At 72.0% G+C, this 22,820-nt stretch carries 23 protein-coding genes and 1 pseudogene; 13 read left to right on the forward strand and 11 right to left on the reverse strand.

Translation table 11 applies throughout. From position 1 onward, the window contains the following. Positions 1 to 160: 160 nt before the first annotated feature. From BKA14_RS36405 to BKA14_RS36420, 4 genes are all read right to left on the reverse strand, one after another. Positions 161 to 865, reverse strand: coding sequence for a TetR/AcrR family transcriptional regulator (locus tag BKA14_RS36405; protein WP_184955282.1), 705 nt, complete (start codon positions 863 to 865; stop codon positions 161 to 163). After that, positions 846 to 1,265, reverse strand: coding sequence for a thiol-disulfide oxidoreductase DCC family protein (locus BKA14_RS36410; RefSeq protein ID WP_184955283.1), 420 nt, complete (start codon positions 1,263 to 1,265; stop codon positions 846 to 848). The genes BKA14_RS36405 and BKA14_RS36410 overlap by 20 nt, the downstream gene beginning before the upstream one ends. After that, the gene (locus tag BKA14_RS36415; protein ID WP_184955284.1) at positions 1,262 to 1,696 is read right to left on the reverse strand and encodes a hypothetical protein; all 435 of its coding nucleotides are present in this window, start codon (positions 1,694 to 1,696) and stop codon (positions 1,262 to 1,264) included. Before BKA14_RS36415 ends, BKA14_RS36410 begins: the two co-directional genes overlap by 4 nt. Positions 1,697 to 1,868: 172 nt before the next feature. Next, positions 1,869 to 3,305: a glycoside hydrolase family 3 protein gene (locus BKA14_RS36420; protein WP_184955285.1), complete on the reverse strand. Its 1,437-nt coding sequence runs from the start codon at positions 3,303 to 3,305 to the stop codon at positions 1,869 to 1,871. 129 nt (positions 3,306 to 3,434) lie between these two features. Between BKA14_RS36420 and BKA14_RS36425 the strand changes: the two genes are divergently transcribed. From BKA14_RS36425 to BKA14_RS36435, 3 genes are read left to right on the forward strand one after another with little or no spacing between them, the layout of a single operon-like run. Further along, positions 3,435 to 4,625 (forward strand): ROK family transcriptional regulator, encoded by a 1,191-nt coding sequence (locus BKA14_RS36425; RefSeq protein ID WP_184955286.1) that lies wholly within the window; start codon positions 3,435 to 3,437, stop codon positions 4,623 to 4,625. Then, positions 4,622 to 5,455 carry an ABC transporter ATP-binding protein gene (locus BKA14_RS36430; RefSeq protein WP_221478477.1) on the forward strand — a complete coding sequence of 278 codons (834 nt, stop codon included), beginning with the start codon at positions 4,622 to 4,624 and terminating at the stop codon, positions 5,453 to 5,455. The genes BKA14_RS36425 and BKA14_RS36430 overlap by 4 nt, the downstream gene beginning before the upstream one ends. A 5-nt stretch (positions 5,456 to 5,460) precedes the next feature. Continuing rightward, positions 5,461 to 6,354, forward strand: a complete 894-nt coding sequence (locus tag BKA14_RS36435; RefSeq protein ID WP_184955288.1) for a ribokinase — start codon at positions 5,461 to 5,463, stop codon at positions 6,352 to 6,354. Between the two features lie 56 nt (positions 6,355 to 6,410). Here the strand turns inward: BKA14_RS36435 and BKA14_RS36440 are convergent, their stop codons facing one another. The 4 genes from BKA14_RS36440 to BKA14_RS36455 form a co-directional block, all read right to left on the reverse strand. Next, positions 6,411 to 7,298, reverse strand: a complete 888-nt coding sequence (locus BKA14_RS36440) for a methyl-accepting chemotaxis protein (RefSeq protein ID WP_184955289.1) — start codon at positions 7,296 to 7,298, stop codon at positions 6,411 to 6,413. Beyond that, a complete protein-coding gene (locus BKA14_RS36445; RefSeq protein WP_184955290.1) occupies positions 7,295 to 7,828 on the reverse strand; it encodes a PAS domain-containing protein in 534 nt (177 codons plus the stop codon). Before BKA14_RS36445 ends, BKA14_RS36440 begins: the two co-directional genes overlap by 4 nt. Positions 7,829 to 7,889: 61 nt before the next feature. Continuing rightward, entirely contained in the window at positions 7,890 to 8,243 is a 354-nt protein-coding gene (locus tag BKA14_RS36450) for a DoxX family protein (RefSeq protein ID WP_438861930.1), read from the reverse strand. Between the two features lie 10 nt (positions 8,244 to 8,253). Then, entirely contained in the window at positions 8,254 to 8,721 is a 468-nt protein-coding gene (locus BKA14_RS36455) for a DUF6232 family protein (protein WP_308441161.1), read from the reverse strand. Positions 8,722 to 8,772: 51 nt separating this feature from the next. Between BKA14_RS36455 and BKA14_RS36460 the strand changes: the two genes are divergently transcribed. The 4 genes from BKA14_RS36460 to BKA14_RS36475 are packed head-to-tail and all read left to right on the forward strand — an operon-like array spanning position 8,773 to position 13,500. Then, entirely contained in the window at positions 8,773 to 9,546 is a 774-nt protein-coding gene (locus BKA14_RS36460; protein WP_184955292.1) for an enoyl-CoA hydratase/isomerase family protein, read from the forward strand. A gap of 40 nt (positions 9,547 to 9,586) precedes the next feature. Continuing rightward, positions 9,587 to 10,177 carry a hypothetical protein gene (locus BKA14_RS36465; protein WP_184955293.1) on the forward strand — a complete coding sequence of 197 codons (591 nt, stop codon included), beginning with the start codon at positions 9,587 to 9,589 and terminating at the stop codon, positions 10,175 to 10,177. A 26-nt stretch (positions 10,178 to 10,203) separates the two neighbouring features. After that, positions 10,204 to 11,820: an Hsp70 family protein gene (locus BKA14_RS36470; protein WP_184955294.1), complete on the forward strand. Its 1,617-nt coding sequence runs from the start codon at positions 10,204 to 10,206 to the stop codon at positions 11,818 to 11,820. A gap of 57 nt (positions 11,821 to 11,877) precedes the next feature. Continuing rightward, on the forward strand, positions 11,878 to 13,500 hold the full coding sequence (locus BKA14_RS36475) for an acetolactate synthase (protein WP_184955295.1): 1,623 nt from the start codon (positions 11,878 to 11,880) through the stop codon (positions 13,498 to 13,500). A 7-nt stretch (positions 13,501 to 13,507) separates the two neighbouring features. On the opposite strand, the gene BKA14_RS36480 is transcribed toward BKA14_RS36475, so the two are convergent. Genes BKA14_RS36480 through BKA14_RS36490 form a run of 3 tightly spaced genes read right to left on the reverse strand, consistent with a single transcriptional unit; the run spans position 13,508 to position 14,585 of the window. Then, positions 13,508 to 13,852, reverse strand: a complete 345-nt coding sequence (locus BKA14_RS36480) for a PLDc N-terminal domain-containing protein (RefSeq protein ID WP_184955296.1) — start codon at positions 13,850 to 13,852, stop codon at positions 13,508 to 13,510. A 38-nt stretch (positions 13,853 to 13,890) separates the two neighbouring features. Further along, the gene (locus BKA14_RS36485; protein WP_184955297.1) at positions 13,891 to 14,202 is read right to left on the reverse strand and encodes a DUF202 domain-containing protein; all 312 of its coding nucleotides are present in this window, start codon (positions 14,200 to 14,202) and stop codon (positions 13,891 to 13,893) included. Then, positions 14,199 to 14,585 (reverse strand): YidH family protein, encoded by a 387-nt coding sequence (locus tag BKA14_RS36490; RefSeq protein ID WP_184955298.1) that lies wholly within the window; start codon positions 14,583 to 14,585, stop codon positions 14,199 to 14,201. Before BKA14_RS36490 ends, BKA14_RS36485 begins: the two co-directional genes overlap by 4 nt. 373 nt (positions 14,586 to 14,958) lie before the next feature. Here BKA14_RS36490 and BKA14_RS36495 point away from each other — a divergent pair, with 373 nt between their 5' ends. From BKA14_RS36495 to ligA, 6 genes and pseudogenes are all read left to right on the forward strand, one after another. Beyond that, complete coding sequence (locus BKA14_RS36495; RefSeq protein WP_184955299.1) at positions 14,959 to 15,735, forward strand: electron transfer flavoprotein subunit beta/FixA family protein; 777 nt, start codon at positions 14,959 to 14,961, stop codon at positions 15,733 to 15,735. A gap of 18 nt (positions 15,736 to 15,753) precedes the next feature. Next, complete coding sequence (locus tag BKA14_RS36500) at positions 15,754 to 16,686, forward strand: electron transfer flavoprotein subunit alpha/FixB family protein (protein ID WP_184955300.1); 933 nt, start codon at positions 15,754 to 15,756, stop codon at positions 16,684 to 16,686. An 82-nt stretch (positions 16,687 to 16,768) separates the two neighbouring features. Next, a complete protein-coding gene (locus BKA14_RS36505) occupies positions 16,769 to 17,944 on the forward strand; it encodes a cysteine desulfurase family protein (RefSeq protein WP_184955301.1) in 1,176 nt (391 codons plus the stop codon). Positions 17,945 to 17,954: 10 nt separating this feature from the next. Continuing rightward, the gene (gene mnmA, locus BKA14_RS36510; protein WP_184955302.1) at positions 17,955 to 19,046 is read left to right on the forward strand and encodes a tRNA 2-thiouridine(34) synthase MnmA; all 1,092 of its coding nucleotides are present in this window, start codon (positions 17,955 to 17,957) and stop codon (positions 19,044 to 19,046) included. Between the two features lie 103 nt (positions 19,047 to 19,149). Next, positions 19,150 to 20,142, forward strand: coding sequence for a uroporphyrinogen decarboxylase/cobalamine-independent methonine synthase family protein (locus tag BKA14_RS36515; protein WP_184955303.1), 993 nt, complete (start codon positions 19,150 to 19,152; stop codon positions 20,140 to 20,142). 214 nt (positions 20,143 to 20,356) lie between these two features. Beyond that, a pseudogene (gene ligA, locus BKA14_RS36520) lies at positions 20,357 to 22,774 on the forward strand (NAD-dependent DNA ligase LigA); the annotation flags it as partial. Positions 22,775 to 22,820: the final 46 nt, after the last annotated feature.

The raw sequence follows: 22,820 nt of genomic DNA on the forward strand, positions 1-22,820 counted from the left end.
GCTACGTGCCGGCGGGCGCACGCTGGAAGCCCTGTGTGCGCTTTATGGCCGTTCGGTCACTGCGATTCAGGCGACAGATCCGGATAAGGATGGACACTGAGGTACTAAGGCGACACCGTAGTTACCCACCGTGATAATGATCGAGCGCTACCGACGGTGATCAGTCGTCCTTACGGACCGTCTCGATCAGGGCCAGCACCTGCCGCAAGGCCGGCCGCAGCACGCGCAGCCGCGACAGCGACACCATCCGGTCGATCAGCGGCACCGCGCCGTCGATGAGGCGCCGGGTGCGCCGCTGGCCGGGCGACTTGTCGTACACCCAGAAGAGGATCACGCCCATCCAGCCCAGCCAGAGCAGCTCGGGCAACTCCTTGCGCAACTCGGGGTCGAGCTTCGCCGAAGAGCCGTCGACCACCTCGCGGAAGATCGCGATGGCGGCCTCACGGGCCGGCGACGACTCCTTGGAGAACGGGCTCAGCGGCGACGTCGGCTCGGCGGCCGACTTGAAGAACGTCGCCGCGAACGAGTGGTACGGCTCGTTGACGTCGATGCCCGCGTGCAGCACGCCGCGCAGCCGGGACGCCAGTTCTTTCTCGGTCGTCAGCACCGGCTCGGCGGCCGCCCGGTGCGCGGTCTGGTTGCGGTCGTAGAACCCCTGGATCAGGTGTTCCTTGGAGTCGAAGTAGTAATAGGCGTTGCCGACCGCGACCCCGGCCTCCTTGGCGATGGCCCGCATGGTCGTCTCGGTGTAACCCCGCTCGCGGAACAACCGCAGCGCCGTCTCGAGGATCAGCTGACGGGTCTGCTCGCCCCGCGCCCGACGGGGCTTTTCCGCGGGATCAGGTTCAGAGGCAGCGGTCGTCACACCCGTCACCGTAGTCCAGGTCCCGCGTACGGCCTCTGACCGCCGACGCCGCGGCGATGAAGGCCCGCGCCGCGCCCGAGCCCATCCGCTCCGACAGCCCTCGATAGTCGGCCAGTGCCCACAGGCAGGCCGCCCACGCTCCCTCGCCGGTGTAGACCGAGCCTTCGTCCCCGATCACGGTGATGTCCCGCAAGGTCGCCGCGTGATCGAGCCCCGGGAACCGATGGCGGGCCTCGAGCGATCCGGCCGGCACAAATTCCAGCGGTACGAGCTGGGCCCGCCCCTGAAGCCATTGACGAGCCGTCCGGCAGATCGGGCAGCCGCCGTCGTAGAGCACGGTGAAGGAGGTGATGGCCCGGCCGCCCCCTCGTCCGGCCGGGCCATCGTCAGTGGTGGTCATGCCCGCGCCGGCGGCGGGCCCTGCGGCGGCATCGGCGGGTGCATCGGCAGGCGCCCCGCGGGCGGCAGCGGCGGCACGGTCTGCTGCTGGCGCAGGCGTCCCCGGCGGTAGCGGCCGAGGAAGAACACGTTGAGGAAGTGCAGGACGCCGAGCACCAGCAGGACCAGACCGACCTTGCTGGACAGGGTCTCCAGGGCCTCGCTGGTGTCGGCGATCGTCTGGCTCGACCGCATGGTGACCGTCACGTAGCCGAGGTTGAGCAGGTAGAAGCCCATGACGAGCAGTTGGTTGATCGCCCGGGCCAGCTTCTCGTCGGCGAAGACGTCGGTCAGGAAGACCAGGCCGTTGCGCGAGATGGTGGTGGCCACCCAGACGGTGAGCCCGATGCTCACCGCCAGGTAGACCAGGTACATCCAGACCTTCGGGTCCATCGGAACGCCTTTCTCGAACGTGTTCAACTTTCGAGGACAGCGTAAGCCGTCTACTTGAACATGTTCAAGTGATGTGACGTGGCAGTCAGGAAAGGCCGAGACGTGGCAGTCGGGAAACACCGGAAAGAAAGGGCGGCCCGTACGAGACGGGCCGCCCGAAGAGAGCGCAGAGCTAGTTCGCGGCGAGCCCCAGGGCCTCGGCGGCGGCCCGCCCGTTGGCCAGGCTGGCGCCGTGGGTCGTGACGAAGGCCCGCGCCCGCGCCGGCCGCCACGCCGACGGCCAGCCCATCTCGACGACGCCCACGGTATGGGCGGCCGAGAGCTGCTCGATCAGGGCCCGGTTCGACTCCTGCCGGTGGGTGTGCCGCCCCACCACCACGATCGGCCGTGCGCCCGCGTGCGCCGTCAGCTGCGCGGCCGACGCGGAGGCGGCCACCACCTCGACCTGCTCCACCCCGTCGAGGTGCGGGGCCAGGCCCCACGGCACCACGCCCTCGGCGATCGAGTGGCCCGAGGCCAGCTGCACGACCAGGGGCGACGAGAGGTCGTGCAGCGAGCCCTCGACCCGCACCGCGCGGCGCGCCGCGGCCAGCCCGAGGTCGCCGTCGACGGCCGGGGTCGTCCGGGGTGAGGTCGTCCACGCGGCGAGGGCGGTGTTGCGGGCCACGGCTTCCTCCAGCCGGGCCGCCGGCACCCCGGCCACGATCGCCGCGACCACGGCCTCCACGAGCTCGTGGGTCACCTCGGCGCCGATACAGAGCAGGTCGGCTCCCGCGGTCAGGGCCCGTACGGCGGCTTGGGGAATGCCCCCGGCCGCCGCGGCGGCCCCCGCCATCTCGAGGGCGTCGGTCACGATCACGCCGTCGAAGCCCAGCGTCGAGCGCAGCAGGTCCTGCAGCGCGGCCGTGCTGAAGGTGGCCGGGTCGTCGCCGGTCAGCACCGGCACCCGGATGTGGGCCGACATGACGGCCTTGGCCGCCCCGGCCACCGCGGCGAAGGGCGGCAGGTCGCGCGTCTCGAGGAGTTCGCGGGTGACGTCGACGGTCGGCAGCGAAAGGTGCGAGTCGGTGACCGTCGCGCCGTGGCCCGGGAAGTGCTTGGCGCAGGCGGCCACCCCGGCCGACTGCAGCCCGTCGACCGCGGCCCGCGCGTGCCGCGCCACCAGCAACGGGTCGGCGCCGAAGGAGCGGGTGCCGATGATCGGGTTGTCGTCGGCCGTGTTGACGTCGACGGTGGGGGCCAGGTCGAGGTTCACCCCGGCCGCGACCAGGTCGCCGCCGATTGCCGTGTACACCGCGCGGGTGAGGTCGAGGTCGTCGACCGCGCCGAGCGCCGCGTTGCCGGGGTAGGGGCTCCCGGTGCGGTGCGCGAGCCGGGTGACGTCGCCGCCCTCCTCGTCGATCGCGATCAGCGCGTCGGGGCGGCCCTCGCGCAGCCGCGCGGTCAGCGCGGCCACCTGGGCGGGGTCCGTCACGTTGGTGCCGAAGAGGGTGTGGCCTGCCAATCCTTCGCCCAGCAGGGTTACGGCCCAGCCGGGAGCGTTCCCACCTTTGAAGGCCGCCAGCAGGGTGCCGAGGGCGAGGCGGCGGAGTGCGGGGTCGATCGCCATGATGTCCTTCCGGTGACGCAAGTCTGGTCTGTGCACCCCGCGAGCTGCCATGATCGCTCGGTGTCGGGCCCGATACAGGGGCGCCGCTAATCTAATAGGAAACTATCCTAAAAAGTAGAGGATCCTGCTATGGCCTCCACCCGCCTTCCGGGCACGCCCCGGCTGCTGCGCGCGCTGAACGACCGCGCGGCGCTGGAACTGCTGCTCAACCGGGGTCCGCTGACCCGGGCCCAGCTCGGTGAGATGACCGGGCTGAGCAAGGTCACCGCGTCCCAGCTGGTGGAGCGTCTGGAGCAGCGCGGCCTCGTGCGGCGGGTCGGCGAGCAGGCGGGCGGCCGCGGTCCCAACGCCCAGCTGTACGCGGTGACGCCCGGCAGCGCCCACGTGATCGGCGTCGACGTCGGCCCCGATCGGGTGGTCGCGGCCTGTGCCGACATCACCGGCTCGATCATCGGCCGGGTCGAGCGGTCCACCAAGGACACCGACGACCCGGTCGGCGTGGTGCACAACGCCGTGGTGCAGGCCGCGACCGACGCCGGCGCCGACATGACCTCCGTACGCCGGGTCGTGCTGGGGACCCCCGGCCTGGTCGACCCGGAGAGCGGCGAGATCTCCTTCGCCTGGGACCTGCCCCGCTGGCACCGCGGACTGCTCGACGACCTGCGCCGCGACCTGAGCACGACGGTGGTCTTCGGCAACGACGTGAACATGGCCGCCGTGGCCGAGTCGACCACCGGGGCGGCCGCGGGCGTCAAGGACTTCGTGCTGATCTGGGCCGGCCGTGGCGTCGGTCTGGCCAGCGTCATCGACGGCCGCCTGCATCAGGGCAGCACGGGCGCGGCGGGCGAGATCGGCTTCCTGCCCGTGGCCGGCGCCGAGGTACCCCGGCATCCGGGCCGCAAGGCGACCAAGGGCGGGGTGCGGGGCGCGTTCCAGAGCATCGCGGGCGCCGACGCGGTCAAGGCGATCGGCAAGAAGTACGGCTTCCGCGGTGTGGAGGGGGCCGACGTGGTGCGCGACGCCGTCGAGGCGGGCCCGGCCGGCGAGCCGGTGCTCGACGAGCTGGCCGCCCGGCTGGCCCTGGGCGTGGCGGCGACCTGCGTGGTCCTCGACCCGCCGCTGGTCGTGCTGGCCGGTGAGGTGTCGCAGGCCGGTGGGCCGGCACTGGCCGCGCGGGTCGAGAACGAGGTGGCCTCGATCACGCTGGTCAACCCGAAAGTGGTGATCACCGGGGTGGAGGCCGAGCCCGTCCTGCACGGCGCTCTGCACACTGCGCTGGGTGCCGTACGCGATGAGGTGTTCGGTTCGACCACCGCCTGAGCCGCCGCACCGGTGCGTGGTTGGATGGACGCGTGCGAACGCCCGACGAAGACACAGTCATCGCCTTCGACCAGGTCAGCGTGATCCGTGGCGGAAACCATCTGGTCCGCGGCCTGACCTGGCAGGTCGAGCTGGACGAGCGGTGGGTGATCCTGGGTCCCAACGGCGCCGGCAAGACCACCGCGCTCAACCTGGCCTCGGGCCGGCTGCACCCGTCGCGCGGCACGGCGTGGGTGCTCGGCGAGCGCCTGGGCCGCACCGACATCAACGAACTGCGCACCCGCATCGGCCTGGCCACCGGGCAGTTCGCCGAGAGCGTGCCGCCGAACGAGCGGGTCGTCGACGTCGTCGTCACGGCCGCGTGGTCGGTCGTCGGCCGCTGGCGCGAGCAGTACGACCCGCAGGACGTGGCCCGGGCCCGCCAGCTGCTCGAGCAGCTCGGCATGGGCGCGCTGGCCGAGCGCGAGTTCGGCACGCTCTCCGAGGGTGAGCGCAAGCGCACCCTGATCGCCCGCTCGCTGATGACCGACCCCGAGCTGATGCTGCTCGACGAGCCGGGCGCCGGGCTCGACCTGGGCGGCCGCGAGGATCTGATCGCCCGGCTGACCGAGCTCGCCCTCGATCCCGACTCGCCGGCGATGGTGCTGGTCACGCATCACGTCGAGGAGATCCCGCCCGGCTTCACGCACGGCCTGCTGCTGCGTGAGGGCACGGTCGTCGCGGCCGGGCTGCTGGGCGAGGTGATGACGGCCGACAACCTGTCCAAGACCTTCGGGTTGCCGCTGGTCGTCGACCGGTTCGGCGACCGTTACGCGGCCCGGGCGGCCTGACCCCCATGGCCCCGCGGATCGTCGTCGCCGGCAGCGCCAACATGGATCTGGTGGGGCTGGCCCCGCGCCTGCCCCGGCCGGGCGAGACCGTGCTCGGCGACGACTTCCTGATGATGCCGGGCGGCAAGGGCGCCAACCAGGCGATCGCCGCCACCCGGGCCGGCGGCCACACGGTGTTCCTGGGCGCGATCGGGTCGGACGCGTTCGGGGTCAACCTGAACGCCCGGCTGCACGGCGCCGGCGTCGACATGCAGCACGTCCGCACGAGTTACGGCGCGTCCGGCGTCGCGGTCATCATGGTCGACCACCAGGGCGAGAATGCGATCCTCGTCGCGCCCGGGGCCAACAACGCGTTCGTCGGCCTGACCGCCGCCGAGGAGGCCGCCATCGCCGCCGGCGACGTGCTGCTGTGCCAGCAGGAGATCCCGGTCGAGACGGTGGTCGCGGCGGCGCGGGCGGCCCGCGCGGGCGGCACCCGCACGATCCTCAACGCCGCGCCCGCCCGCGCCCTGCCCGACGAGCTGCTGGCCTGCATCGACCTGCTGGTCGTGAACGAGACCGAGGCGCTGGCCGTGACCGGTGGCACCGAGATCGACGTGCCCGGGCTGCTGGCCCTGGTGCCGCGGGTGGTGCTGACCCTGGGCGGCAGCGGCTCGCGCTACGCCGACCGGGAGGGCCGCGACGAGACCGTGCCCGCGTTCCGCGTCGAGGTCACCGACACCACCGCGGCCGGCGACGCCTTCACCGGTGCGCTGGCCGTGGCCTGGGGCGAGGGCCGCGACCTGGTCGAGGCGGTGCACTGGGCCAACGCGGCCGGTGCGGCCTGCGTGCGCCGGATGGGCGCCTCCAACGCGCTGCCCACCCGCGACGAGATCGACGAGGTCTTCCGGGCAGGCTGAGACGAGGGGCAGGCTGAGGCGCGGGCCGCTCCGGACGGGCTGAGGCGTGGCCGCGGCTACGAGGCCCGCGCCGTCGTCACGAACCGGCTCACCTCGGAGCGCAGCACCTCGGCCAGTTGCGAGAGCCCGGCCGTGCCGGGCGCGCCGCCGCCGTCGACCGCCGTCGCGATGCCGTTCACCAGCCCGCTCATCTCGCGGATGCTGCTGGTCACCGTCTCCAGCACGGCCACCGCGTCCTGCGCGACCTCCTGCACGGTGTTGACCTGCCCCATGATCTCGTCGCTGGACGAGCTGGTCTCCGCGGCCAGCGTCTTGACCTCGCCCGCGACCACGCTGAAGCCGCGCCCCGCGTCGCCCGCCCGGGCTGCCTCGATGGTCGCGTTCAGCGCGAGCAGCCGGGTCTGCTTGGCCACCTGGTTGATCAGGTCGACCGCCGTACGGATCTGGTCGGACGCGGTCCGCAGCGACTCCACGGTGGCCAGGCCGCGCTCGGCCTCGCTGACCGCCTCGCGGGCGAAGTCGGCCAGCCCGTTGGCCGACGCGCCCATCTCGGTCGCCGCCGTCGCCACCTGCTCCGAGACGGTCAGCACGGCCGACTCCAGCTCGTCGGCCAGCGCGACGCGGGCCGAGGCGGCCTCGGCCACCTGGTCGGCGGTGACCTTCATGGCCTCGAACGAGGCGGTCATCTGGTCGGCCGCGTGGCGGAACGCCCCCGGGAGGCCGCGAGTCAGGATGCGGCGGTGGAAGCGGGCCTCGGCGGCGGCCGCGGACGCCGCGCCGGACTCCCGCAGGAACGCGTCGCTGGTGTCGAGCAGGTTGTTCAGCGCGGCCCGGGCGTCGATCGCCTCGGGTGATTCGCCCAGCGAGGGCAGGCGCACCTCGAGGTCGCCCGCGGCGGCCTGCCGGCAGACGTCAGCGATCAGTTTCAGGGTTTCGTCGGTCATCGCCGGGCCCCGTTGGTGAGGCCCCAGACGAACTCGTCGTACGTGCGATCGCCCAGCTCGCCCAGCAACGCCTGCCAGCCCGCGTCGACGGCCGAGCGGCCCGATCCCTGCTGCTCGGCCGAGCGGATCCGCGCGTAGATGCGGCCGATCTCGTGCACCGCCGCGGGCTCCGGCAGCCGCCGGTTGGAGTGGTAACCGGCGAGCCGCCCGTCGGGGGTGAACGACGGCGTCACGTGGGCCAGCACCCAGTAGTGCGCGCCGTCCGAGGCGAGGTTCACCACGTACGCGAAAATCTCCTCGCGCTCGGCCAAGGTGTCCCAGAGCAGCTTGAAGATGGCTCGCGGCATGTCCGGATGACGGATCAGGTTGTGCGGCTGCCCGACGGCCTCGTCCTCGGTGAGCGCCGAGGTGCGCAGGAACACCTCGTTGGCGTACGTGATGATGCCGCGCGGGTCGGTTTTCGTCACGATGATCTCGTCCGCGCCGAATGAGCGTTCCACGCCGGTCGGCCGCACCTGGGTTGCTTTCATGGTCTTTGCATCGTCACCGACCGGCGATTGTCAGGACGCCGGTTTATGGAAAGTCGGACGATCAGCGGGCCACGCGGCGGGCCCAGAGCACCAGCGGCACCTGCAGCGGCAGCCGTCCGAAGGCGATCGCGCGCTTCGCCGGGGAGGCGTTGCGCCAGTCCACGGCCATCTTCACGTTGGCCGGGAAGACGCCGACGAAAAGCGCCGCGGCCGCCGTCGCGCCGAGCTTGCGTGTCCGCGGGTGGGCGATGGCCGCGGCCACGGCGAGCTCGGCCGCGCCGCTCACGTACGTCCACGTGCGGCGGCGGCCGGGCAGCGAACGCGGCACGATCGAGTCGAACGGGCGCGGCACGGCGAAGTGCAGCACTCCCGTGGTGGCCAGCAGCGTGGCCAAGGCGACGGCATCCTTTTTCACGCGTCGCATATTACCGGCGAGTAGCAGGTTCCAGCGCGCGTTGCAGGGCTCGGTAGATGCGGCCGAACCGGGCCGCGTCAGGGGTGCTGAGCAGCAGCACGTCGCCCTCGGCGGTGCGCGCCCAGATCTCCCGGACCCGGCTGCCCCGGTCGTACGACCGGTCGACTCGTTCCAGCAGCACGTCGGCCAGCGGCGCGGTGGCCAGCCCGACCAGCACGCCACCACCGGCCAGGGCGATCGTGGTGGCGGTGGAGGCGTCGATGACCAGCGCGACCGCGACGGCCAGCAACCCGACGACGAGCGGAACGAGGATGGCCAGCCCGACCGCGCCCCGGCCCGCGATCGTGCCCCAGGAACGGCGGCCGCGCGTGTGCCACACCTGGAGCAATTCCTCCAGGCGCATGTCGCGTCCGTACATCCGGACACCGGTGGAGGTGATCCACACGTCCGGATCCCGGTAGTAGGTGGTCATCTTCATCTGGGTTACCCGTCGTAGGCTGACCTGAACCAAGAGTCAGGGAGGCGCGGCGTGGGTGAGTTCGTGACGGTGGAGACTACCGACGGCATCGGCACGATCCGGTTGGATCGTCCCCCGATGAACGCGCTCAACACGCAGCTTCAAGAAGAGTTGCGGGCCGCCGCGCATTCCGCCACCACGGACGAGCAGGTCAAGGCGGTCATCGTCTACGGCGGCGAGAAGGTCTTCGCCGCGGGCGCCGACATCACCGAGTTCACCAAGGTCGGCTACCCCGAGATGGCCGTGCGCGCGGCCGCGCTCTCCAGTGCTTTCGACGCCGTGGCCCGGATCCCTAAGCCGGTCGTCGCCGCGATCACGGGTTACGCCCTGGGCGGCGGCTGCGAGCTGGCCCTGGCCTGCGACTGGCGGGTGGTGGCGGACGACGCGAAACTGGGCCAGCCCGAGATCAAGCTGGGCATCATCCCCGGCGCGGGCGGCACCCAGCGGCTCGCCCGGCTGATCGGCCCGGCCCGCGCCAAGGATCTGATCTTCTCGGGCCGCATGGTCGACGCCGAGGAGGCGCTGCGCATCGGGCTGGCCGACCGGGTCGTCCCCGCGGCCGAGGTCCACGCCACGGCGCTCGCGCTCGTCCAGCCGTACGTGTCGGGTCCGTCCCTGGCTCTGCGGGCCGCGAAGCTGGCGATCGACGGCGGCCTCAACACCGACCTCGCCTCCGGGCTGGCCCTGGAGTCGCAGCTGTTCGCCGGCCTGTTCGCCACCGACGACCGGATCGAGGGCACCACGGCGTTCGTCGAGAAGCGTAAGCCCACATTTACGGGGCGTTAGGTCTCGACCATATCGATCCCTTGCCATAAAGTCCGACATTGTGGAACCGGTTCCGGTCACGCGCAGGGTGCGCCGCACCGTTCGCATGGCCGTTGCGCTGGTCGTCGGCCAGGCGATGCTGTGCGCGCTGATCGGCTGGCTCACGCTGGGCCGGCACCGGCCCGAGCCGGCCCGCCCGCCCGGTGCGCCGGTGGTCGACCAGCTCGCGATCCCGCCGCTGACCACCACCGCCGCCTCCGCGCCGCCTCCGTCGCGCAGCGCCATCTCGGCCACCCGGCAGTCCCGCCAACCGTCAGTGGTCTCCTCCGCGCGGCCGGCTCCGGTCCGCAGCACGTCCGCCGCTCCCGCGCCGCCGGCTGCCAGCCCGGAGCCGATCCTGGCGCCGCCGGACGACCCGGCGATGGTGCCACCGGTGCCGCCCGTGCCGTCGCCCTCCACTCCGAAGACTCCGCTGTTGCCCAGCTCACCGGCTTCGTCGCCGGTGCCCTCGGCGTCACCGGGAGTTGTGCAAGATCCCGTACGGGTGGGGGACGAATGCCACCCCGTGGGCTCTTACGGGCGAACCGCGGAGGGCGACCTCGTGCGTTGCGTGCGCGACTGGCGGCACGGGCCGCGCTGGAAGATCGTGTAACGGCGGGTACCCCCTAGACTCAGGGCATGGCCATCGACCAAGGTGAGCCGAAACGGCATGCTCTCGGCGTGGACTTCGGCACCTCGAACACCGTCGCGGTGGCGCGCTGGCCCGACGGCCGCGCGCGCCCGATCCTGGTCGACGGCTCGCCGCTGCTGCCCTCGGCCGTCTACGCCGAGACCGGGGGCGCGCTCGTGGTCGGTCGCGACGCCGTGCACAGCGCCCGGCTCGACCCGGTGCGCTTCGAGCCCAACCCCAAGCGCCGCATCGACGACGGCACGGTGCTGCTGGGCGAGCAGGAGTTCCCGGTCGTCGACCTGATCGCGGCGGTGCTGGCCCGGGTGGCCGAGGAGTGGCATCGCGCGGTCGGCCCGGTGCTGCCCGACGTCACCCTGACCTGCCCCGCCACCTGGGGCGCGACCCGCCGTTCGCTGCTGGCCGAGGCCGCCGCCCGGGCCGGGCTGACCAACGCCCGCCTGGTCGCCGAGCCGGTCGCCGCGGCCACCTACTTCGCCGAGGTGCTCGGCCGCGACGTGCCGATCGGCTCGGTCGTGGTGGTGCACGACTTCGGCGCGGGCACGTTCGACGCGAGCGTGGTCGCCCGTACGGCCTCGGGTTTCGAGGTCATGGCGATCGACGGGCGCGACGACATCGGCGGTCTCGACGTCGACGCGGCCATCGTCGAGCACCTGCGCACCGACGACTGGCAGCGGCTGCTGGAGCCGACGACGGCGCAGGAACGGCGGGCCCAGCGCCAGCTCTGGGAGGAGGTGCGGATCGCCAAGGAGCGCCTCTCCCGGGCCCAGTCGGCCGATTTCGTGGTGCCGCTGCTCGACACCGAGGTGCACCTCACCCGTGACGAGCTCGAGAAGCTGGCCCGCCCGGTGCTCGAGCAGACCGTCCGCGTCACCAAGGGCCTGCTCGACTGGGCCGCGCTGCCCGAGGGGCGCCTGGCCGGCGTCTTCCTGGTCGGCGGGGCCAGCCGGATCCCCCTGGTGGCCACGCTGCTGCACCGCGAGCTGGGTGAGGCCCCGGTGGTGATCGAGCAGCCCGAGCTGGTGGTGGCCGAGGGCAGCATCCTGGCCGACGCGGCGATGCTGGCCACCGGGGCAGCCGCCCCCGGCCCGACCTCGGAGCTGCGGCTGGTCTCCACCGGGCGGGCCGAGACGGCCACCGTACGGGTCGCCACCGCGACCGTGCGCGTGCCCGGCACGACGGGCCTGCAGCCCGCGGTCGACCCGTGGCCCGACGCCGACCACGGCTGGGTGCCGGACCCGCACGCGACAGTGCCCACGCCGAAACCGAAATTCGAGCCCTCGATCTCCATGCCCCCGGTCTCGTCGTCACCGCCGTCGTCCTCGCACGGCATGGCCGCGGTCCGCCCGATCTCGTCGCGGCCGGTCTCGCCGTCCCGCCCGCCGATCTCCCGCCCGCGCCCTCAGCCGCAGGTCTCGCAGGCTGTGCGGCGCACCAAGAAGCGCGGCGGGTTCCTGCGGACGCTGCAGGTCCTGTTGAGCGTGGCCATCATGATCCTGGTCCCGCTGGCCGCGCTGGTTATCGCGTACGGCTACGGCAACGGCAAGTCGATCCTGGTCGACGCGGAAAACCTTTACGAAGAGATCCGAAGCCTTCTCGGTTTCTGAGGTGACTCACGGGTAACGTGCGCCTACACCGGCGACGAGGCTGAGGAGCTGCAAGAGATGGCAGAAGTGATCGAGGGGCACGGCGGCGAGCTGGCGCTGGCCGCGGCGCGCGCGTTCGGGGTGAACGAGATGTTCACGCTCTCCGGCGGGCACGTGTTCCCGCTGTACGACGCGGCGCACAAGACCGACTTCCCGATCTACGACGTCCGCCACGAGCAGACCGCGGTCTTCGCCGCCGAGGCGGTGGCCAAGCTGCAGCGCCGGCCCAGCCTCGCGGTGCTCACCGCAGGCCCCGGCGTGACCAACGGCATCTCCGGCCTGACCAGCGCGTTCTTCAACGCCTCGCCGGTGCTCGTGCTGGGTGGCCGGGCGCCCGCCTTCCGCTGGGGCTCGGGCAGCCTGCAGGAGTTCGACCACGTGCCGCTGGTCGCCCCGATCACCAAGTACGCGGCCACGGTGGGCGACACCGACGCGATCGCCGGTGAGGTGCGCGCGGCCCTGACCGAGGCGCTGACCGCCCACCGCGGTCCGGCCTTCCTCGACATCCCGCTCGAGGTGGTCTTCTCCAGCGGCGAGGCCGCGACCCCGGGCGAGCCGGCCGTCCCGGTGCTCGAGGCCGACCCCGACGAGGTCGCGAAGGCCGCCGCGCTGCTGGCCACGGCCCACCGGCCTGTGATCATCGCGGGGTCCGACGTGTGGGGCGGCGATGCGATCGCCGAACTGCGGGCGGCCGCCGAGGCGCTCCAGGTGCCGGTGTTCACCAACGGCATGGGCCGGGGCGCGCTGCCGCCGACGCATCCGCTGGCCTTCGCCAAGGCGCGCCGGCCCGCGCTCAACGAGGCCGACGTGGTCTGCGTGATCGGCACCCCGCTGGACTTCCGGCTCGGCTTCGGCGAGTTCGCCGAGGCGCGGGTGGTGCACATCGTCGACGCGCCGAGCCAGCGCGCCACCCACGTCGAGCCGGTCGTCTCACCCGCGGGCGATCTGCGGCGCATCCTGGCCGCGATCGCCGACTACACGGGTGACCGGGCCGATCACGCGGAGTGGATCTCGGGCTTGCGCTCGGCCGAGGACGCGGCCAAGGCGCGCGACGCCGAGGCCATGGCGGCCGAGACCGACCTGATCAAGCCGGCCCGCATCTACGGCGAGCTGCGCAAGGTCCTGGCGTCCGACGCGGTCACCATCGGTGACGGCGGCGACTTCGTCTCGTACGCGGGAAGGTATTTGGAGCCCGCGCAGCCTGGCACGTGGCTCGACCCCGGCCCGTACGGGTGTCTCGGCACCGGCATGGGCTACGCGATGGGGGCCCGGGTGACCTATCCCGACCGGCAGATCTGCGTGCTGATGGGCGACGGGGCCGCCGGCTTCTCCCTGATGGACGCCGAGTCCCTGGTCCGGCAGGGACTTCCGGTCGTCATGGTGGTCGGCAACAACGGCATCTGGGGCCTGGAGAAGCACCCCATGCAGGCCATGTACGGCTACGACGTCGCGGCCGATCTGCAGCCGGGGCTGCGCTACGACGACGTGGTCAAGGCGCTGGGCGGCGCGGGGGAGACGGTCGAGAAGGCGGCTGAGATCGGCCCGGCCCTGGAGCGTGCCTTCGCTGCCGGGGTGCCCTACCTGGTCAACGTGCTGACCGACCCCGGCGACGCCTACCCGCGCTCGTCGAACTTGGCGTAGCCGGCCCTCAGGGCTTGTCCTCCTCGCGGTTGTTTAGTTCCTTTTCCCACTGGGCGAGCATTTCGCGATCCCGCTTCGACTGCTCGGTGTCGACCGAGCGGAGGAAGTCGGCGTCGTCGTCCGGCGAGGCCGGAGCGGGACGCCTGCGCACGATCCCGCCCTCGACAGGCGCCGGGCGCGGGCGTCCCCAGACGAAATACGCGAGCGGGCCCAGCAGGGGGATGAGAAGAATCACCAGCACCCACACCACGCGGGGGGCGTTGCGGACGCGAGCGGCCGACAAACAGCTGATCAGCGCCAGCACGAAGAGCACCAGCTGCACGGCAGCCAAGAAGATGAACAACCGGACCATGAGGCAATGATGACGCGCGCCGGGCGTTCCGGCGACGATCAGAGCGTGACAATGACCCCCGCGAGCACCGCGAGAGCGACGGTGGTCAGGGCGTACGCGGTGATCGAGCGCCGGCCGGGGAACGGCGGGTGGCGGCGCAGGGCCCGGGCCCGGCGGTAGGCCAGGGCGACCAGCGCCGACCAGCCGAGACCGGCCAGTGCCGCGGCGATCCACTGCCCGGGCCCGGCGCCGGGGCCGAAGGCGGGGCGGGCGGCCAGCAGCACGAGGACGCCCGCCGAAAGGGTCGTGCGTCGCCAGGCGAGCCGGGTGCGCTCGGCTGACGCGCCCAGGTCGGGCGGTGGGTGCGTCATCGCGGACTTTGCAGCAGGACCGCCACGATCAGCAGCAGCGCGCCGAGCGCGACGATCACGGCCAGCAGGGCGGGGAACTTCGAGCCGGGCAGTTCCTCACCGAGCCGCATGGCCCGTTCGGTGCGGGCCCAGTGGTCGACCGCCCGCAGCGCCACGATCCCACCCAGCACGAGCAGCGCGACGGCGATGATCTCGCGGAGATAGGTGATCGGCAGCGGCGGCAGGAACTGGGCGCAGCCGAGCCCGCCCGCGACCAGCGCCAGGCCCGTACGGATCCAGGCCAGGAACGTGCGCTCGTTGGCGAGGGAGAACCGGTAGTCGGGGGCGCGGCCGACCGTGGGCGTCTTCTCCGGGTCGATCCACTGCCGCAGGCCACCGAACACAGAGCGATTATTGACCCGTGGGGTGCAGAAGGTCGGCCCACAGGGTGCGGACTTCGTCACTCACGCAGGCCTCGCGCAGATGACCGCACTTGCACCACGGTGAGTCGGGGTCCACTCGGCCATGGGTCTCCAGCACCATGCCGGGGCCGCGTGGTAGACGATGTGAGGCGGACGGAAGCAACCCGTCCGCCAGCGGAGTGGTAGGGCCGGACATTTCGTACACCTCCCTGCACCGACTGTAGCCATTCGACGGTCGATATGGGTGAGGTGAGTCACTCTTCGTGGCCGACGACGCCTAAGCTACCGACGGGTAACCTATCGGGAGGCGTCCGGTCGCAACGGTGCGTTCACAACAGGAGGTCGTAGGAGCGCGATGAATATCGTCGTACTGGTCAAGCAGGTGCCCGACTCCGGTGCCGAGCGCACGCTGAGCGCCGACAACACGGTCGAACGCGCATCGGCGAACAATGTCATCAACGAGATGGACGAGTACGCCATCGAGGAAGCCTTGAAGCTCAAAGAGGCGCACGGTGGCGAGGTCACCGTCCTGACGATGGGCCCGGCCGGTGCGACCGAGTCCATCCGCAAGGCGCTGAGCATGGGCCCCGACAAGGCCGTGCACGTCTCCGACGACGCGCTGCACGGCTCGTGCGCCGTCGCCACCTCCAAGGTGCTGGCCGAGGCGCTCAAGACCCTCAACGCCGACCTGATCATCGCCGGGGCCGAGTCGACCGACGGCCGGGTCCAGGTGCTGCCGCACATGCTGGCCGAGCGGCTGGGCATCGCCGCGCTGACCGGCGCGCGCAAGCTCACCGTGGACGGCTCGCAGCTGACGATCGAGCGCCAGACCGACGAGGGCTACGAGGTGGTCACCGCGGCCACCCCGGCCGTCGTCAGCGTGTGGGACACCATCAACGAGCCGCGGTACCCGTCCTTCAAGGGCATCATGGCCGCGAAGAAGAAGCCGGTGCAGGCGCTCTCGCTGGCCGACCTCGGCATCTCTCCCGACGAGGTCGGGACGGCCGGAGCAACCAGCGCCGTGCTCGAGTTCGCGCCGCGCCCGCCGCGCTCGGCCGGGCAGAAGGTCACCGACGAGGGCGACGGCGGCACGCAGCTGGTCGCGTACCTCGCCACCGAGAAGTTCGTCTGAGCCGGGGGAGAGGAAATCATGGCTGAAGTGCTGGTTGTCGTCGAGAACGGCGTCAAGAAGGTCACGCTGGAGATGCTGACCATCGCCCGCGGGCTCGGCTCGGTCTCGGCGGTCGTGTTCGGTGAGGCCGACACGGCCAAGCTCGGCGAGTATGGCGCCGAGAAGGTCTACGTCGCCTCCGGTGACGACGTCGACGGTTATCTGGTGGCTCCCAAGGCGGCCGTGCTGGCCGGCCTCGTACGGGAGAAGCAGCCCGCGGCGGTGCTGCTGGCCTCCACCCAGGAGGGCAAGGAGATCGCCGGGCGGCTGGCCGTCAAGCTCGACAACGGGCTGCTCACCGACGCTGTCGAGGTGGCCGCCGACGGCACCGCCACGCAGGCCGTCTTCGCCGGCTCCGGGATCGTCAAGTCCAAGGTCACCAAGGGCCTGCCGATCGTGACGATCCGCCCCAACTCGGTCACCCCGTCGGCGTCGCCGGTCGACGCCGCCGTCTCGTCGATCGAGGTCGACGTGGCTGACACCGACAAGCTGACCAAGGTGGTCGAGCGGGTCGTCGAGCAGAGAGGCTCGCGCCCCGAGCTGACCGAGGCCGGCATCGTCGTCTCCGGCGGCCGCGGCGTGGGCAACGCCGACAACTTCAAGCTGGTCGAGGAGCTGGCCGACCTGCTCGGCGGTGCCGTCGGCGCGTCCCGCGCGGCCGTCGACTCCGGCTACTACCCGCACCAGTTCCAGGTCGGCCAGACCGGCAAGACGGTCTCCCCGCAGCTGTACGTGGCGCTGGGCATCTCCGGCGCGATCCAGCACCGGGCCGGCATGCAGACCAGCAAGACGATCGTCGCGGTCAACAAGGACCCCGAGGCCCCGATCTTCGAGCTGGCCGACTACGGCGTGGTCGGCGACCTGTTCAAGATCATCCCGCAGGCGGCCGACGAGATCCGTAAGCGTAAGTAGGTTCCGCCTATGTGACGAACGGCTCGGTGCTCAGCGCCGGGCCGTTCGTCGTGGGCGGACCGAGGCATAAGCTTGGGGACTGATGGCCTACTTGGATCACGCTGCGACCACGCCGATGCTCGACGAGGCGCTGGCGGCATATGTTGCGGCGGCCCGCGAGGCCGGTAATCCGTCGTCCCTGCACGCGGCCGGGCGACGCGCCCGGCGCCTGGTCGAGGAGTCGCGCGAACGCATCGCGGCCGCCCTCGGCGCCCGGCCCTCCGAGGTGATCTTCACCAGCGGCGGCACCGAAGCCGACAACCTGGCCGTCAAGGGCATCTTCTGGGCCCGGCGGGCCGGCTCGCTCAACCGCAGCCGCGTGGTCGCCTCCGCGGTCGAGCACCACGCCGTCATGGACGCCGCCGAGTGGCTCGGCACGCACGAAGGCGCCCAGCTCAGCTGGCTGCCGGTCGACGGCGCAGGGCGAGTCGACCCGGCCGCGCTGGCCGAGCTGCTGCAGGCGTACGGGGAAGAGATCGCCGTGATCAGCGTGCAGTGGGCCAACAACGAGGTCGGCACGATCCAGCCCGTGGCCGAGCTCGCGCGCGTGGCCGCCGCGGCCGGAGTGCCGTTCCACACCGACGCCGTGCAGGCCGTCGGGCAGGTGCCGGTCGACTTCACCGCCAGCGGCGCCGCGGCCATGACGGTCACCGGGCACAAGGTCGGCGGCCCGGTCGGCGTCGGCGCGCTGCTGCTCGGCCGCGACGTGGCCTGCACCCCGCTGCTGCACGGCGGCGGACAGGAACGCGACGTGCGGTCGGGCACCCTCGACACGGCCGGGGTGGCCGCCTTCGCCACTGCGGTCGAGATCACAGTCAAGAGCCAGGCCGCGTACGCGGAACGGATCGGCGCCCTGCGCGACGAACTCGTGCGCCGGGTCCGCGCCGCCGTGCCCGACGCGATCCTCAACGGTGACCCGGCCGACCGGCAGCCCGGCAACGCGCACTTCAGCTTCCCCGGCTGCGAAGGCGACGCGTTGCTGCTGCTCCTGGACGCGCAGGGGGTCTGCTGCTCGACCGGCTCGGCCTGCTCGGCCGGGGTGGCCCAGCCCAGTCACGTGCTGCTGGCCATGGGTGCCGACGACGACCGGGCCCGCTCCTCGCTGCGCTTCACGCTCGGGCACACCAGCACGACGCACGACGTGGACGCACTGCTGGCCGCGCTGCCCGGCGCCGTCGAGCGCGCCCGCCGTGCCACCGCCTGGAAAACACCCCGTTAGGCTGGGAGTCATGCGAGTTCTAGCGGCCATGTCGGGCGGCGTCGATTCCGCCGTCGCCGCCGCGCGCGCCCACGCCGCCGGCCACGACGTCACCGGCGTGCACCTGGCGCTGGCGCGCAACCCCCAGACCTACCGGACCGGCGCCCGCGGCTGCTGCACGCTGGAAGACTCCCGCGACGCGCGCCGCGCCGCCGACGTGATCGGCATCCCCTTCTACGTGTGGGACATGGCCGAACAGTTCCAGGCCAGCGTCGTCGACGACTTCGTGGCGGAATACTCGGCCGGCCGCACCCCCAACCCGTGCCTGCGCTGCAACGAGAAGATCAAGTTCGAGGCGGTGCTCGACCGGGCCGTCGCGCTCGGCTTCGACGCCGTCGTCACCGGCCACCACGCGCGCCTCGGGGCCGACGGGCTGCTGCGCCGCAGCGTCGACGAGGGCAAGGACCAGTCGTACGTGCTGGCCGTGCTCACCCGGGCCCAGCTCGACCGCGCGGTCTTCCCGCTCGGCGACTCGACCAAGGCCCAGGTGCGCGAAGAGGCGGCCCGGCGCGGGCTGGCCGTGGCCGACAAGCCCGACTCGCACGACATCTGCTTCATCGCCGACGGCGACACCCAGGGCTTCCTGCGCGGCAAGTTGGGCGACGCGCCCGGCGACATCGTGGACGGCCGCACCGGCGAACGCCTCGGCGGGCACAACGGCGCCTACGGGTTCACGGTGGGCCAGCGCAAGGGTCTCGACCTGCGCGTCCCCGCAGCCGACGGCCGCCCCCGCTACGTGCTGTCGATCACCCCGGTGACCAACACGGTGACCGTCGGCCCCCGCGAAGACCTTGAAGTCAGCGAGGTGACCGCGACCAAGGTCATCTGGCACGGCGCTGCGTCACCGCTCGAATGCGAAGTGCAGCTGCGGGCCCACGGCGAGGTCTACCCGGCCACGGTCACCGTCGACGGCGACACGCTGACCGCCCGGCTGACCACCCCGGCCCGCGGTGTCGCGGCCGGCCAGGCGATCGTGGCCTACCAGCGCTCACCCGAAGGCGACGTGGTGCTGGGCTCGGCGACGATCACGGCGGCGGCCCCGCTGGCGGCCTCACGTGCCTGACTTCCCCGGCTCTTCTTGGACGGCTTCACGTGCCTGACTTCCCCGGCTCTTCTTGGACGGCCTCACGTGCCTGACTTCCCCGGCTCTTCTCGGACGGCTCCGCGTGCCTGACTTCCCCTGGCGGCCCGGGTCGGCTACGGGCATCGGGTCGCTGCCCGGCACCGACATCGCCGAAGCCCAGCGCATCGTCCTGGGCGAACTGCCCGACCTGCCCCACCTGGCCGAACTGCCCGGTCGCGGCCCCGGCGCCGACATCATCGGACGCAGCGCCGGGTTCCTGATCGACCTGTCGGTGCAGCTCTACGCCGGGCGCTGGCAGGTCGCGCCCCGCCCCGGCAAAGACATGCGGGTCACGGCCGACCTGCTCGAACGCGACCTCGACCAGCTCACCGAACAGGGCGAGAAATACGCGGGGCCGCTCAAAGTGCAGACGGCCGGCCCGTGGACGCTGGCCGCCTCGATCGACCGGCCCATGGGCGGCCGGCTGCTGCGCGACGCCGGAGCGGTCCGCGACCTTACCGACTCGCTGGCCGAAGGCCTCCGGCGGCACGTGGACGACCTGCGCAAACGCCTGCCCCGGGCCGAGCTCCTGCTCCAGCTCGACGAGCCGTCACTGCCCGCCGTGCTGGCCGGGCGGGTGCCCACCGAAAGCGGGCTGGGCGCCTACCGGGCCGTGCCCGGCCCCGACGCCGCCTCGGCCCTGCGAACGGTCGTCGAAGCCGTCGGCGTGCCGGTGATCGCACACTGCTGCGCCCCCGACGTGCCGCTGCAGGTCTTCCTCGACGCCCGGGCGGCGGCCGTGGCACTCGACCTGTCGCTGCTGAAAGATCTCGACCCGCTGGGGGAGATGCTCGAAGCCGGTCTCGGGTTGTTCGCGGGAGCGGCGCCGACCACCCCGCCGGCGGGCGGGATCGACGGCAAGAAGGTGGCCGACCGGGTCGGCACGCTGTGGAAGCGGCTCGCCTTCGCGCCGGGGCTGCTGCCGCGCCAAGTGGTGATCACGCCTGCTTGCGGGCTGAGCGGGGCGTCGCCCAGCTATGCGCGGGCGGTGCTGACCGCTTGCCGTGAAGCGGGGCGGCGGCTCTCCGAGGTCTAGCCGGCAGCCCCTTCCCCATGATCATCACGCCGGTCCAGCCCACCCTCCCCGGGGGCCTCCGCCACCGGCAATTTTACTCAAGTTCGCCGATCTTCGCGGACGCCCCTGTGGATAACTTCGAACTGTGGACAACCGCCGCACAGGCGTGCCCAGCACCGAAAATGTCAGGGGTGGCGACTACCGTTCTCGGTAGTTCTCGAACGCGGAGGTTCCGGTGTCTGAAGAGATCGTGGATGCGCAGCCCACTGCTGAGCAGGAGGCGGCCGCCGGCAAAGACCCGACCTCGGAGGCCAGCGCGCGGCATGCCGAGCTGAGCGACGAGCTGCGCGGCCACCAATACCGGTATTACGTGCTCGACTCGCCGACCATCTCCGATGCCGAGTTCGACAAGCTGCTGCGCGAGCTCGAGGCGCTCGAGGCCGAGTTCCCCGCGCTGCGCACGCCCGAGTCCCCCACGCAAAATGTCGGCGGCACGTTCTCCACGCTGTTCACCCCGGTCGAGCACGCCGAGCGCATGATGTCGCTCGACAATGTCTTCGACGACGACGAGCTTGCAGCCTGGGTCGAGCGCACGCTGCGCGACGCGGGCGGCCCGGCCGAGTTCATCTGCGAGCTCAAGGTCGACGGTCTGGCGATCAACCTGACGTACGAGAAGGGTCGCCTCGTCCGCGGGGCCACCCGGGGCGACGGGCGCACGGGGGAGGACGTGACGTCCAACGTGCGCACGATCCGCGAGATCCCCGAGCGGCTGGCCGGCGACAACCCGCCCGACCTGGTCGAGGTCCGCGGCGAGATCTACTTCCCGGTCTCCGCGTTCGCCGATCTCAACGCGTCGCTGGTCGAGCAGGGCAAGGCACCCTTCGCCAACCCGCGCAACGCCGCCGCGGGCAGCCTCCGGCAGAAGGATCCACGCATCACGGCCACCCGCGGGCTGCGCATGGTCGTTCACGGCATCGGCGCGCGGGCCGGTTTCGCACCCGACTCGCAGTCCCATGCTTATGAGGCCTTGAAGGCGTGGGGCCTGCCGACCAGCGACCGGTGGAAGCTGGTGCCCGACCTGGCCGGCATCCGCGACTACATCGCCTATTACGGCGAGCATCGGCACGACGTCGAGCACGAGATCGACGGCGTCGTCATCAAGACCGACTCGGTGGCCATCCAGGGCCGGCTGGGGTCGACGTCGCGCGCGCCGCGCTGGGCCATCGCCTTCAAATACCCGCCCGAGGAGGTCACGACCAAGCTCCTCGACATCGACGTGAATGTCGGCCGGACGGGTCGGGTCACGCCGTTCGCCGTGCTCGAGCCGGTGAAGGTCGCCGGCTCCACGGTCGCGCTGGCCACGCTGCACAACGCGAAAGAGGTCGAGCGCAAAGGCGTGTGGATCGGCGACACGATCGTGCTGCGCAAGGCGGGCGACGTGATCCCCGAGGTGCTCGGCCCGGTGATCGATCTGCGCCCTGACGACGCGCGTCAGTTCGTGATGCCGACGCACTGCCCGGCCTGCGGCACGAAGCTGGCGCCGGCCAAGGAAAGCGACATCGACATCCGCTGCCCCAACACGCGGTCGTGCCCGTCGCAGCTTCGTGAGCGGGTGTTCCACCTGGCTGGGCGGGGCGGGTTCGACATCGAGGTGCTGGGTTACAAGGCCGGGCAGGCGCTGCTCGACTCCGGCGTGATCACCGACGAGGGCGATCTGTTCGCGCTCACGGAGGATCAGCTGCGCCAGTCGCCGTTCTTCGTCAACCAGGACGGCAGCCTCGGGTCCAACGCGGTGAAGCTGCTGGAGAACCTGGAGCGGGCCAAGGATCGTCCGCTGTGGCGGGTGCTGGTGGCGCTGTCGATCCGGCACGTCGGGCCGACCGCGGCGCAGGCGCTGGCCCGGCAGTTCGGCTCGATGGAGGCGATCGAGGCCGTGGTCGCGGCCGCGCCGGGCAGCGCCGAGAGGGCCGCGCCGGGCAGTGCCGAGGAGGCCGCGCCGGGCAGCGCCGAGAGGGCCGCGCCGGGCAGTGCCGGGGAGGCCGGGCCGGGCAGTGCCGGGGAGGCCGGGCCGGGCAGTGCCGGGGAGGCCGCGCCGGGCAGTGCCGGGGAGGCCGCCGCGGTCGAGGAAGCCGGTGCGGAGACGGGAGCAGCCGCTACGGCCGACGCCGATGCCGATGCCGTCAAAGCGCCGAAGAAGGCCAAGGCCGAACCGGATGTGCTCGCCACTGTGGAGGGCGTGGGCCCGACGATCGCCGACAGCCTGCGCGAGTGGTTCGCGGTCGACTGGCATCGCGACATCGTCCGCAAGTGGCGCGAGGCCGGCGTCCGCATGGCCGACGAGCGGGTCGACGAGGGCCCGCGGCCGCTGGAGGGTCTCACGATCGTCGTCACCGGCACGCTGGCCACGCATTCGCGCGATCAGGCCACCGAGGCCGTGACCGCCCGGGGCGGCAAGGTGAGCGGTTCGGTGTCGAAGAAGACGGCCTTCGTCGTGGTGGGCGACAACCCCGGCAGCAAGTACGACAAGGCGCTGTCGCTCAAGGTGCCGGTGCTCGACGAGGCCGGTTTCGCGGTGCTGCTGTCCGACGGGCCCGACGCGGCCCGCGAGGTGGCCGAGATCGGCGGTGACGCGGCTGAGGGGCAGAGCGGCGACAGACCATAGGCGGCGGCGATGCCACTGAGGAGTCGGGCGCGATGCT

The sequence above is a fragment of the Paractinoplanes abujensis genome (assembly GCF_014204895.1).
Classification (GTDB): domain Bacteria; phylum Actinomycetota; class Actinomycetes; order Mycobacteriales; family Micromonosporaceae; genus Actinoplanes; species Actinoplanes abujensis.